Annotated in this window: 9 protein-coding genes and 1 pseudogene; 4 read left to right on the forward strand and 6 right to left on the reverse strand. The window is 71.2% G+C overall.

Annotation, left to right across the window (positions count from 1 at the left end; translation table 11 throughout):
* Nucleotides 1–113 precede the first annotated feature (113 nt).
* On the forward strand, nt 114–4067 hold the full coding sequence (locus CLM62_RS39740; protein ID WP_095754738.1) for a glycosyl hydrolase: 3954 nt from the start codon (nt 114–116) through the stop codon (nt 4065–4067).
* Between the two features lie 3 nt (nt 4068–4070).
* Here CLM62_RS39740 and CLM62_RS39745 read toward each other — a convergent pair whose 3' ends face one another.
* A complete protein-coding gene (locus CLM62_RS39745) occupies nt 4071–5090 on the reverse strand; it encodes a LacI family DNA-binding transcriptional regulator (RefSeq protein WP_095754739.1) in 1020 nt (339 codons plus the stop codon).
* Nucleotides 5091–5316: 226 nt separating this feature from the next.
* Between CLM62_RS39745 and CLM62_RS52835 the strand changes: the two are divergent.
* A pseudogene (locus CLM62_RS52835) lies at nt 5317–5499 on the forward strand (DNA-binding response regulator); the annotation flags it as partial.
* Between the two features lie 84 nt (nt 5500–5583).
* Here the strand turns inward: CLM62_RS52835 and CLM62_RS39755 are convergent.
* The 4 genes from CLM62_RS39755 to CLM62_RS39770 form a co-directional block, all read right to left on the reverse strand.
* The gene (locus CLM62_RS39755) at nt 5584–6465 is read right to left on the reverse strand and encodes a metal ABC transporter permease (RefSeq protein ID WP_095754740.1); all 882 of its coding nucleotides are present in this window, start codon (nt 6463–6465) and stop codon (nt 5584–5586) included.
* Entirely contained in the window at nt 6462–7268 is an 807-nt protein-coding gene (locus tag CLM62_RS39760; protein ID WP_095754741.1) for a metal ABC transporter ATP-binding protein, read from the reverse strand. The genes CLM62_RS39755 and CLM62_RS39760 overlap by 4 nt, the downstream gene beginning before the upstream one ends.
* Before the next feature lie 32 nt (nt 7269–7300).
* On the reverse strand, nt 7301–8233 hold the full coding sequence (locus CLM62_RS39765) for a metal ABC transporter solute-binding protein, Zn/Mn family (protein ID WP_095754742.1): 933 nt from the start codon (nt 8231–8233) through the stop codon (nt 7301–7303).
* A 209-nt stretch (nt 8234–8442) separates the two neighbouring features.
* Nucleotides 8443–8856 carry a VOC family protein gene (locus tag CLM62_RS39770; protein ID WP_095754743.1) on the reverse strand — a complete coding sequence of 138 codons (414 nt, stop codon included), beginning with the start codon at nt 8854–8856 and terminating at the stop codon, nt 8443–8445.
* A 188-nt stretch (nt 8857–9044) separates the two neighbouring features.
* Here CLM62_RS39770 and CLM62_RS39775 point away from each other — a divergent pair, with 188 nt between their 5' ends.
* Together CLM62_RS39775 and CLM62_RS39780 are read left to right on the forward strand one after the other, a co-directional pair.
* Complete coding sequence (locus CLM62_RS39775) at nt 9045–9620, forward strand: DM13 domain-containing protein (RefSeq protein WP_095754744.1); 576 nt, start codon at nt 9045–9047, stop codon at nt 9618–9620.
* Between the two features lie 283 nt (nt 9621–9903).
* The gene (locus CLM62_RS39780) at nt 9904–10440 is read left to right on the forward strand and encodes a DUF2269 domain-containing protein (protein WP_095754745.1); all 537 of its coding nucleotides are present in this window, start codon (nt 9904–9906) and stop codon (nt 10438–10440) included.
* A 45-nt stretch (nt 10441–10485) separates the two neighbouring features.
* Here the strand turns inward: CLM62_RS39780 and CLM62_RS39785 are convergent, their stop codons facing one another.
* Complete coding sequence (locus CLM62_RS39785; RefSeq protein ID WP_095754746.1) at nt 10486–12129, reverse strand: PucR family transcriptional regulator ligand-binding domain-containing protein; 1644 nt, start codon at nt 12127–12129, stop codon at nt 10486–10488.
* Nucleotides 12130–12201: the final 72 nt, after the last annotated feature.

The following is a 12201-nucleotide window of genomic DNA, read 5'->3' on the forward strand; positions in this document are numbered from 1 at the left end:
CCTCTCCAAGCCGCGGATCTGGCTCCAACACCCCAGGTCGCTTACGGTGAGGCAGATATAAAACGTTTTTAGATCAGTGAGGCGCCGGAGCCGTACTCGGAAGGACCGCACCCGTGATCTCTCCCGCACTGCAGCAGCTGTTCGAGGATCCGCCCCGGGGCTTCGGCCCCACTCCGCTGTGGTGGTGGTCGGGCGCGAGGGTCACCCGAGAGCGCCTCGCATGGCAGATGCGCAGGTTCGCGGAGGGCGGCGTCCACAATCTCGTCGTGATCAACCTGGCCCCGGCAGGCCCGAGTTTCGGCGCCCGGGCCGACGAGCCGGCGTGGTTCGGCGAGGAGTGGTGGGCACGCCTCACCGACGCCTGCGAGATCGCCCGGGACCTGGGCATGCGCCTGTGGTTCTACGACCAGATCGGGTTCTCCGGCGCCAATGTCCAAGGAAGCATCACCCGACGGCACCCCGAGGCGGCGGGGCAGGCCCTGCGCTCGCGCCGGGCCGTCGTCTCAGGCGGCACCGTCCCCCTGAAGGGCCCCGAGACGCTCGTGGGCGCGTACGACATGGCGGGTGCGCGCCTGCGCGTCGCTGACACGGCCCGGATCGCGGTCGCCGACGGGACCGAGGTGCGGCTCGTCGTCGCCGTTCCCACGGCGTTCGACTACCTGGACCCGCACGCCGTCGGCCTGCTGCTGGACGCCGTCCACCACGAGTACGACCGTCGCGTCCCGGAATACCTGGGCAACGTCATCGCGGGCAGCTTCCAGGACGAACTGCCCGGCACCAACTCCTTCAGCCGCCGCTTCCCCGAGGAGTTCCGCTCCCGGCGCGGCTACGACCTGCTCGACCACCTGCCGGCCCTCTTCGGCGACGCTCCCAACGCTTCGAAGATCCGCGCCGATTACTACGCGGTCCGCGCCGAACTCACCGAAGAGGCCCTCTTCAAGCCGCTCGCCGCCTGGCACGACGAGCGCGGCATGCTCCTGGGCTGCGACCAGAGCAACCCCGCCCGCGCCGGCTACCCGGCCCAGTCGACGCAGCTCTACACGGACTACTTCCGCACCCACCGCTGGTACGGCGCCGCCGGCAGCGACCACCACGGCGACGCCAAGGTCCACTCCTCCATGGCCCACCTCTACGGCCACGAGCGCGTCTGGATCGAGGCGTTCCACTCCTCCGGCTGGGGCGGCACCCTGGAGGACACCTACGACTGGCTCCTGCCGTTCCTGCGCAGCGGCGCCAACCTGTACAACCCGCACGCCAGTTACTTCGGCACCGCGGGCGGCTGGTTCGAATGGGCGCCGCCGTCCACCGACTGGCGTCAGCCCTACTGGCAGCAGTACCCGGCGTTCTCCCGGGCCGTCGCCCGGATCTGCTCGATCATGTCGTGGGGCACCTACAGCGCCGACGTCGCGGTCCTGCACCCCACCGCCACCATGCAGGCCCTCATCCCGTTGGACGCGCCCGTCAAGCACTTCGGCGACGGCCGCCTCGGCGAAGGCCACGCCGACGTCGACGAGACGCAGCGGCACTACCTGGAGCTGTGCGGCACGAACAACTGGCTCCGGCCCCGGATCGGCGCCCTGGACCGGCGCCGAGTCTCCTTCGACGTCATCGACGACGCCTCGGTGCAGCGAGCCGGGGCCGCCGACGGCGCCCTGTGCGTCGGGGACCTGGCGTACACCGCGGTTCTGCTGCCCTCGGCGAGCGTCGTGGAGGAGGCGACGGCACGTCGGCTGACCGAACTCCTCGACGCGGGAGGACGAGTCGTGGTGGTGGGTCGACCGCCCGCGACGGCGGCCGGCCTGTCCGGTGACGACTCCGTCGTCGCGGCGCTGGCGGCGCATCCGCGGCTGGAGCGGGCGGGCGACGCCGAGGCCGGCGCGGCGGCGGTGGCCGACGCCGCCGGATACGCGACCGGCGATGTGCCGCTGCTCGTCAGGCGGAAGGACGACGTGGCGGTCGCCCTGGTGACGGGAGCCTTCCCCGACGCCCGTACGCATCCGCCCAGGGGAAACCATGAGATCGACCCCGCGCGCTACGCCGACACCCGTTCCGCCACCGTGCACGCGGCGGTCGCCGAGGCCGAGGTCTGGAACCCGGCGACCGGCGCCCGCCGCCCCGGACACGTCACCGTCTGCGACGGCGTCTCGACCATCGAGGTGCCGCTCGAAGGCGCCCCCGCCGCCCTCGTCGTATGGCGCGAAGGCACCCCCGCGCCCCGGACGGCCACACCGCCGCCGGAGCCGGTCGAGACGATGGACGTCTCGACCGGCTGGGAGGGCCGCCTGGTCCCCACCATGGACAACACCTGGGGCGATCTGGCACTGCCCCCCGGATCGTCCGTCGACGAGCCGCAGATCTGGACCATGCGATGGAGCGAGACGGACGCGCAGGACGAGCGGACACGGGTGACATACGGCAATCGGGTGCGCGTCCTGCCCCCCGTGCCCTCCGAGAAGGCCCCCGACCCGCTGGACAGCGCCTCCGCCGAAGGGATCCTGGCCGGAAAGCTGCCCCTCGTGCCCCCGGACGCGGGCTGGCGCGTCTCGCTGTACTCGTCGAGCCGCGGGATCCCGGATCCCGAGGGGCTGCTCGGCAACAAGGGGCTGGTGGCCGAGGAGTTCGTGCGCGTCCCGGTGCCCGGCAGCGGAACCGTCGCCCGGGTCCGCACGATCGTGGAGACCGACCACCGCGGACCCGCCGAACTGCACATCGGCGCGGCGGCGGCCAAGCGTGTGTGGTGGAACGGCGAGCGGCTGGACACGGGCGGCGGCTATCTGGCGTCCGCCCGGGTGGACGTGGAACAGCCCCGCAACGTGCTCGAGTACGAACTCGCGGACGCCCAGGACCGTCCGTTGCTCATCTCGGGCGCCGCCGGCACACCGTTGGGCAGCTACTTCTGCCTGTCCCGCCCGGACGGATTCACGCCGCGTCCGCAGTTCATGTCTCTTCCCGAAGACGTACGACCGGACGGCCGCGTGACCTACCGCGCTCGGTTGCGACTGTCGAGCCACGGCGCGGAGGCGGTGCTCGTCGTGGGGGCCGCGGCGGGTGTCACCGTGCTGCTCGACGGCGATGCCGTGGCGCGGCAGGAGAAGGTGGAGTACTACGAGGCGGACTGGGGCGCGGTGCCGATGTTCTTCCGCCACCCACTGACGCTCCGCGCGGGCGAGCACGTACTCGAGGTCGTGGCCGACAGTGTCGATACGCGGGACGCGGTGTTCGTCGATCTCGTGGCGTCCGCGGGTTCCTCCGTGACCGCGCTGGTCAGCGGTACCGGCTGGGAGGCGGAGACGGGCAAGTGGCGCGGACACACTGTCGAACACGAGGGCCGCTGGGGCGAGTTGCAGCACTGCTACGCGGCCGTACGGCCGCACCCGTTGCCGGACGCCGAGTGGCTCACCGGCGCTCCGGTGCTCGGCAACGCCGTACTGCCCCTGCGATCCACCGACGACGTCCACGAGCGTGCGCAGCGGTTCCGGTTCACCGTGCCGTCGGGCACCGTGTCGGCCGACCTGCCGCTGGCGCTTCCCGCACGGGTGCGGGTCGGAAGCGGACTTGAGCAACTGCTGGACGGTCGGAGAGAACTGACGCTCGATCAACCGCTGGCAGAGCCGACGGAGATCGAGGTCGTCACCGTGCCCACGGCCGTGCTGCGGGGCGGCTCCGCCTGGCACGGGCCGGTGCGCGTGCGTACCGTACCGGCGCCGCTGCCGCTGGGGGACTGGCGCTCGGTGGGGCTGGGCGGCTGGAGCGGGGGCGTGACCTATACGCGTGCCCTGGAGGTACCGGCCGGGCCGGATCCGGTGCTGGATCTGGGGCGGGTGCGCGGCAGCGTCGCGGTGTTCCTCGACGGGGAACCCGTCGGCGAGGCGTTCTGCGCCCCGTACCGTTTCCAGCTGCGCGGTGCCGCCGGGCGTACCGTCCCCGTCGACGTGACCGTCCACAACACACTGGCCCCGTATCTCGCCGAAGCGACGCCGACCGCCTGGGCCTTCCCGTCGCAGCTCTCCTCGGGCCTGCTGGGACCGGTGACGCTGCGGATCCCCGGCCTCGACGCGGGGCGGTAGAGCTCAGGCGCCGGAAGGCGGCCGCGTGGAGTCCCGCAGGACGAGGCCGGGTGCGAACACCCGCGCCTCGTGGGCGTGTTCCGCGCGGGCCTCCACCTCGTCGAGCAGCATCTCCACAGCCGCCCTGCCGAGGTCCTCGACCGGCTGCCGGACCGTCGTCAGGGGCGTTCCCACGAAGCTGGCGATGTCGAGGTCGCCGTAACCGACCACCTGCACGTCCTCGGGAATCCGCACGCCCCGCTCGCCCAGGCCGCGGCACAGCCCCGCGGCGAGGAAGTCGTTGGTGCAGAAGACCCCGTCGGGCAGGTCGTCGAGCCGGAGGGCGATCTCCCTGCCGTAGGCCACCGTCATCTCCTCGGCGACGACCTGGCCCAGCCGCGCCTCACGCCGGCTGCGCACGGCCTGCCGGGCGCCCTGGTACCGGTCGGCGCACTGCCGTATCCCGCGTTCTCCGTTCACGACGAGGATGTCGCGCGCTCCGCGGTCCAGGAGATGCTGCACGGCGATGCGGCCTCCGGCGATGTCGTCGACGGAGACGGAGCAGCCGTCCTCGGCCGACATGGCACGGTCGGCCAGCACCAGGGGGATGCCGCGCTCACGCAGCCGCGCGAGCCGGGTGGGATCGGCGCTGAGCGGAACCACCACGGTCCCGACGGCCCGCTGCTCGACGAGCATGGTGAAGTAGCCCTGCTCCCGCTCCGGCGCGTCCCCGCTGTCACAGAGCACGAGGGAGTAACCGTGGTCGTACGCCGCGTCCGCCGCGCCCCGTGCGATGCGCGAGTAGAACGAGTTGGCCACGTCCGGCAGCACCAGACCGATCGAGGACGACTGTCCGGTCCGCAGACCGGCGGCTCCCGGATGGGGAACGTAGTCGAGCGCGGCGACCGCGTCCCGGACCCGCTCGGCGGTGCGGGCGTTGACGCGCTCCGGCCGGTTCAGGACGTTCGACACCGTCGACACCGAGACCCCCGCGGCGGCCGCGACGTCCTGGATGCGGGCGGGGCGAGCCGAGATGGCGTCCATCCACCCCCCTCGCTGTGGCAGCCGTGCGACCAGGCACGACGTGGTCCTCATGGGCGACGCAAGTCTACCCCGGCCGCGGTTAGAACGTTTTTCATGTTGGTCCACGACGACCGCACCAGGCCCTGCACACGGGCGTCAGATGAGAATCCTCTCGTGATCGACCATTGTTTTCCGGTGGTTGGCAGACTGGCCGGATGATGCTCAGAGACCGGGTCGTGCTCAGCCCGTCGTCGCGGGCCTGGAGGGCGGCGCGGACGACTACATCTCCAAGCCGTTCGCCTGCGAGGAACTGCTGGCGCGGGTACGGCTGCGGCTGCGGGCGGACGGTACCTCGGAGGCGTCCGTCCTGCGAGCCGGTGACCTCGCGCTCGATCTGCGCACCCGGCGGGTGCACGTGGACGGGCGGGTAGCCGCCGACGCGCTCGGCGACGCTGAGGCGTATGTCGATTCCTCGCGGGCTTGGGTGGTCCGCGAGGCCCAGCAGGATCTGCCGTCAGGCGGGCTGCGTGGTCGCTCTTCCGGCTCCCCATCTCCGGGTGCGGTAGGTGCCCACCATGCGGCACGTGGCGTAGAGAGTGAACGAGATCGTCGTGACGTAGGGGCTGATGGGGATGGATCCACCCAGGGCGAGCAGGATGCCGCCCTCGATGGAGACGACGGCGAACAGGACGCTGAGCAGCGGCAGCAGCACCGGTGACGCGGTGACGCGGGCGGCGGCCGCGGCGGGCGTGACGACCAGGGTGAGGACCAGCAGCGCGCCGACGATCTGGACGGACAGGGCGACCGCGAGGCCGAGCACGATCATGAAGGCGAAGGACAGCGCACGCACGGGCACCCCGCGGGCCGCCGCGACATCCGGATCGGCGCTGGCGAAGGTCAGCGGACGCCACATGACCGCCAGGGCGAGCAGGACCACGGCGGAGGTGCCGAGCAGCCACGACATCTGCGGGGTGTCGACGGCGACGATCTGGCCGGTCAGGAGGCCGAACTTGTTGGCCGCCCGGCCCTTGTAGAGGGCGAGGAAGAGCACGCCGAGCCCGAGGCCGAACGGCATGATGATGCCGATCACCGAGTTGCGGTCACGGGCGCGCGCACCCAGGATCCCGATCGCGCCGGCCGCGAGGAGCGAGCCGACGATCGAGCCCGCCACGATGTTCACCTCCATCAGCAGCGCCGCCGACGCGCCCGCGAAGGACAGCTCGCTGATGCCGTGCACCGCGAAGGGCAGGTCGCGCATGATGACGAAAACCCCGGCCAGACCGCCGACCAGGCCGAGCGCGGCACCGGCGATGAGGGAGTTGCGGACCAGCGCCAGGAGTTCGCCGTAGTTCTCGAAGCTGAAGATCTGCTGCCAGACCCCGTCGGCGAGCGTCATGGGTGTACTTCCTCGATCTCAGGGGTGTGGTGCGGTGGCGCGGCCGGCTCGTCGGGGGCCCCGACGACCACGACGCGGCCGCGGACACGGACGACATCGACCTGTGTGCCGTAGAGCCGCGACAGCGACTCGGAGGTCAGGACTTCCTCCGGTGTGCCGACCCGGTGACCGCCGGGCGCCAGATACAGCACCCGGTCCACCAGGCCGAGCACGGGGTTGATCTCGTGGGTCACGAAGACCACCGCCGTGCCGTGCGTACGGCGCCGGGCGTCCACCAGTTCGGTGACGGCCCGCTGGTGGTGGAGATCGAGGGAGAGCAACGGCTCGTCGCACAGCAGGATCCGCGGATCGGTGGCCAGGGCCTGTCCGATGCGCACGCGCTGCCGTTCGCCGCCGGACAGCAGGCCGAGCGGCACGTCGGCGTACGCCGAGGCCCCGACCGAGGCGAGGATCTCGTCCACCCGGCGGCGGACGTCTCGATTGCGCGGCCGTGGGCCGAAGCGGTGCCCGTCGATGCCGAAGCGCACGAGGTCGCGGGCGCGCAGCATCGCCTGCGCGGACAGTTCCGCCTGCTGGGGCACATAGCCGAGATGCCTGCCCGCCTCACGCGGGGGCCGGCCGAGGACCGTCAGCGTCCCGGCGGACAGTGGCTGCCGGCCCAGCAGGGCCCGTACGAAGCTGGTCTTGCCCGACCCGTTCGGCCCGAGCACGGCGAGGAACTCCCCGGGCCGCACCTCCAGGTCGAGGTCCTGCCACACCACGCGGTCGCCGTAGGACAGGGCGGCCCCGCGCAGACTGATCACAGCACCGGTCCCGCAGGCCACGGTGGACCCGCTCACTGGTCCAGCGCGCTCGCGAGCGCGTCGACGTTGGCGGTCATCCAGTCGAGGTAGTCCTTGCCCTCGGGCAGGGTCTCGGTCACCGGCACGACGGGGACGCCGGCCGTCTTCGCCGCGTTCTCGGCCTTCTCGGTCTGCGGGCCGGAGGTCTGCTCGTTGTAGACCAGGGCCTTGACCTGCTTGTCCGTGAACAACGCCAGGGTGCTCTGCAGAGTCTTCGGCGAGACGTCGTCGCCTTCCTCGATGGCCTCGCTGAACTCCTCGGGCGTCTTGTTCACCAGGCCGCACGCGTCGAGCATGTACAGCGGCACGGGTTCGGTGATGGCCACCCCCTCGCCGCCGTGGTCCTTCTTGATCCGGGCCTCCTTCGCCTCCAGCGGTTCCAGCTTCGTCTTGAAGGTCTCGGCGTTCTTCGTGAAGGTGGCCGAGTCGTCGGGGTCGGCCTTGCCGAGCGCGGCGGCGATGCGGTCGGCGATCCTGGCGACGGTGGGGAAGTCGTACCAGACGTGCTCGTTGAGCTCGCCGCCCTTCGGGGCTCTCTTGCCGGAGACCTTGACGGCGTTGATCACCTCGGCGGAGGAGCCGCCGCTCTTGAGCATCCGGTCGACGAAGTCGTCGTAACCGCCGCCGTTCTCGATGACGACCTTCGCCTTGGACAGCGCCAGCTGGTTCTGGGTGTCGGCCTCGTAGGAGTGCGGGTCCTGGTCGGGGTCGCTGATGATCGAGGTGACGTCGGCCTTCGCGCCGCCTATCTGCTCGACGATGTCGCCATAGACGTTGGTGGAGGCGACGACAGCGACCTTGGACGCGGCGGCCGGCTTCTGCGAACCGCTCCCGCCGCCGGAGTCCGACGAACTGCCACAGCCTGCGAGGAGGGCCAGTGAGGCGCCGGTGATCAGGGCGAGGCGCCGGGACGGGGACATGGACATGGGCATGGGTCCTCTACGACAGGTGTGAGCAGGGGTGTTCCCGAGAGCGGGACCCGGCGTGGGCCGGGCCCACACCACGCTAGGTGGAAACGAATGTCAGAACCATGGCTGAATCCCGACCATGCCCAAATCCTTGCCGGCGCTTGACGTCCGCTATGGATTGCGCCACCTGCGGCATCGCTCGCCCTCCGTGCCCGTCGGCACTCCGGTCAGCTCTGCGGCCCGCTGATGTTGACCATCCAGGGGATGCCGAAGCGGTCGGTGCACATGCCGAACACGTCACCCCACATCTGCCGCTCCAGCGGGACGGAGACGGAGCCGTCGGCGGACAGCTTCTCCCAGTAGCCGCGCAGCTCGGCGTCGTCGTCGCCGCTGAGGCTGATCGAGAAGTTGTTGCCGGGGGTGTGGTCCATGCCCGGAGGGGCGTCGGCGCCCATCAGGGTGAAGCCGCTCGTCGTCTCGAGCATGCCGTGCATGATCTTGTCGGCCTCCGGGCTGTCCGCCTGGCCGAACTCCGCGTAGGTGTTGAGGGTCAGGGTGCCGCCGAAGACCTCCCTGTAGAACTCCATCGCCTGCCGGGCGTCGCCGCCGAAGGTGATGTACGGGTTGAGGCGCGAAGCCATGAGACCTCCCAGGGTGGGGGAAATGTCATGATTGGTGCAGATCATTATCCGAAAGGCAGATAGTTCTGTCCTCCGCTTCGGCCCCGCTCCGACGACGTAAGGGTTCCGTCATCTTTCTCGGGGTCCGCGACGGCCGCCCGCCCCGTTGAATGGGACAGCGACAGGAACTCACAGGAAGCGGGGCGGGAATGGGGCGCGTGCGGAAGGTGCTGGGCGGACCGTGGGGCATCGGAGTGCTGGTGGTCGCCGTCGTCGGCGTCGGCTTCGGGCTCTACTGGTTCCAGCCGTGGAAGCTGTGGCAGGACGAGACCGTGGACGAGGCCCTGCCCGGCGTCGTGGAGGCCGCCGAGCCTCCTGAAGCGGCTCCCGAGGCGGCGCCTTCGGCGAACTCCTCCGCGTCGCCCTCCGGGCCGCGGACGCTCGCCGGGGGTGAGCTGATCAGCCACGAGCACGCGACGTCGGGCACGGTGAAGCTCGTACGGCTGGCCGACGGCTCCCACGTCGTCCGGCTGGAGAACCTCGACACAAGCAACGGGCCGGACCTGCGCGTGTGGCTGACCGACGCGCCGGTGAAGGAGGGGCGGGCCGGCTGGCACGTCTTCGACGACGGGGAGTACGTCAGTCTCGGCAAGCTCAAGGGCAACAAGGGAAGCCAGAACTACGCCGTGCCCGCCGACGTCGACCCCGCCCGCTACAGCAGCGTCAGCATCTGGTGCGACCGTTTCGACGTCTCCTTCGGCGCCGCCGAGCTCGCCCGGGCCTGATGCCGGTGCGTGGGCACGGCCGGTGAGGGCTCACGGACGTCGCCGCCGGTCATTCGGTGAGTCCGCGTTCGAGGTCGCGCAGGTCCTTGGCCAGGGACGAGCGGACCTGCCGGGCCAGGAGGGGTGCCGCCGGCCGGTAGAAGCCGCCCGGACCGCCCCGGACCCGGATGCGGACCAGGGTGCACGGCGTACGTCGAGTCGTGCCGGGTACGCCGACGCCAGTACGCGGGGTTACTCCCGCTGTCAGACGTACTCGCCGCCCCCGGACGGCACGGTGAGTGACGTGAAACTGAGCCGACCCGCACGCCGGGCTTCCCTCGTCGTCCACGTAATCGCCTCCGCCGGCTGGCTCGGGCTCACGCTCGGGCTGCTCGCACTCGGGGTCACCGCGGCCACCACCGGATCCCCGGTGACCATGGAGGCCTCCGTCCGAGCCATGAAGCTCTTCGCCGACTGGCTCCTGCTCCCCGTCGCGTTCCTCACCCTCCTCAGCGGCCTGGTGCTGTCCCTGGGCACTCCGTGGGGACTGGCGAGGCATCGATGGGTCTGCACGAAGTTCTGGCTGACCCTGGCCACGACCACCGCCACGGTCTTCGCACTGCGCCCCGGGGTGAACTCCGCGGTCGCCGCCGTAGCCGTGGGCGAAGCGCTGCCCGACGCCGGCGACGTCCTGTTCGGGCCGATCGTCTCGCTGTCCGCCTACGTCTTCATGACGGTGATCTCCGTCCTCAAGCCTTGGGGGCTGACTCGGCGTGGTCGTAACCTGCGCGCGTCCGCCCGCGGGCCGGTGGCTGCCGAGCGCGCCCGCCAGACCGCCTGAGCTGCGCCGGGCTGGTTGCGCCGGGCTGGTTGCGTCGGCCCTCGTTCAGCCGACCCGCAGGACATCGAGCGAGGTGAGTGCCACGTGCAGTTCTGTGCGTTGTTCCCCGGATTCGAGATCACGGTCGAGCAGGCGCTCGATGGTGCGCAGGCGTTGGTAGACGGTCTCCCGGGACAGGTTGCCGCGACGTGCCGCGGTCGTCTTGTTGCCTGCCGCGTCCAGGTAGTGGCGCAGGGTCGTCAGCAGGTCGGTGCCGTGCCGGGTGTCGTGGTCGATGAGCGGCCCGAGTTGACGCTCGGCGTACTCCTGGATCCGGGTGTCCTCGCGGAGCGCGTACAGCAGATGGCGCAGGCCGATGTCGGTCAGTTCGTGGAAGGACCTGCCCTCGGGGAGGGGCTGACCGGGCAGGACGGCCTCGGTGACGCGGGCCGCCTGACGGAAGGAGCGGGCGGCGTCGGAGAGGTCCGCCACCTCGGAACCGACGCTCACGACCACCTCCGGGTCCAGGTCCAGCGCGGTGCGGCTCAGTCGCTCCACCACGGGGCGCCAGGACTGCGTGGGGCGCAGGGCGAGCAGGATGCCGAGGCGACCGGGGGCCAGTTGACCGACGAGTGCGGGGATCCCCGCGGTGTGCAGTTCCTGGGACAGGCGGGCCTCCGTCTCGGAGCCACCGTCTTCCGTGCGGGTTTCCACGAGTACGGCGAGGAAGGTGCCGCCCTCCGTGGGCAGGCCCAGTGCCGCGCAGCGGGCGCGGGCGTCCTCGGGGGAGCGGTGCCGCCGCTCGGCGAGATCGCGCAGGGCGCTTCGGTGCGCGGTGCGTTCCCAGGGCGTGGGGTGGATCAGGCGGGCGATGGTGAGGGACATCGCCGTCCTCTCCAGGACGGTGACGTCCTCGTGCCCGAAAGCCACGGAGGACAGCATCACCACGCGCCCCCAGCGTTCGCCCCGGTACTCCACGGGTGCCACGAGCCAGGACTCCGGGCCCCGGACCTCCGTGTGATCGCCGGTCGGGGTCGCCCTGGAGCGGCGTTCCCAGTCGGTGAGCGCCTCTTCCACCGTCGTGCCCGAAGGTTCGCAGGTCAGCGCCTGGTGGACCAGGTTCTCCAGGACCACCGTACGGCCGCTCATCTCCGCTGCGGCACGCACCACGTCCTCCGGGCCCGCGCCGCGCAGCGTCAGCGTGGTGAAGGCCTCGTGGATCCGCTGGGTCCTGCGCATCGCGTCCGCCTGATTGCCGAGGATGAGCGCGTGGACCACCTGGGTGACTTCCAGGAAGTTGACGTCCTTGGAAAGGGTGACGAGCGGGAGGCCCCGGGCGTGGCACGCCTGGACGAGGGCGTCGGGCGGGCGGTGGTAGCGCCGTACGAGCTCGATGACCAGGGCGGCGGCGCCCACGTCCGTGAGTTCGTCGACGTAGCGGCGGACACCCGCCGGGTCCTCGGGCAGGGGCATGCCGGTGGTCAGGACGAGTTCGCCGCCCTTGAGGAAGGAGGCGGGGTCCGTCAGCTCGGTGATGTGGACCCAGCGGACCGGCCGGTCGAGACGGGTGACGCCGGTCACGACCTGGGGCCGCCCCGCGGCGAGGACCGGGAGGGCCAGCACGTCGGCCACGGTGAGCGCGCCACCGGACGCGGCGGACTCGTGATCCTCGGTGACCGGCGGCGCGGACGCTTCGACGTTCTCGCTCATGGTGCCTCCCTGCGTGCCCGGACACTGTGACAAGCGCGTTTGACCTGCGCAAGAGCGACCCTACGGCCGCCG

This window comes from Streptomyces sp. SA15, from assembly GCF_002291145.1.
Lineage (GTDB): Bacteria > Actinomycetota > Actinomycetes > Streptomycetales > Streptomycetaceae > Streptomyces.

Excerpts from the sequence above, each read along its gene's own strand:
- CLM62_RS39745 (WP_095754739.1), bottom strand. The coding sequence starts at position 5,090 with ATGGACGCCATCTCGGCTCGCCCCGCCCGCATCCAGGACGTCGCGGCC.
- CLM62_RS39755 (WP_095754740.1), bottom strand. The coding sequence starts at position 6,465 with ATGACGCTCGCCGACGGGGTCTGGCAGCAGATCTTCAGCTTCGAGAAC.
- CLM62_RS39765 (WP_095754742.1), bottom strand. The coding sequence starts at position 8,233 with ATGTCCATGTCCCCGTCCCGGCGCCTCGCCCTGATCACCGGCGCCTCA.
- CLM62_RS39770 (WP_095754743.1), bottom strand. The coding sequence starts at position 8,856 with ATGGCTTCGCGCCTCAACCCGTACATCACCTTCGGCGGCGACGCCCGG.
- CLM62_RS39775 (WP_095754744.1), top strand. The coding sequence starts at position 9,045 with ATGGGGCGCGTGCGGAAGGTGCTGGGCGGACCGTGGGGCATCGGAGTG.
- CLM62_RS39785 (WP_095754746.1), bottom strand. The coding sequence starts at position 12,129 with ATGAGCGAGAACGTCGAAGCGTCCGCGCCGCCGGTCACCGAGGATCAC.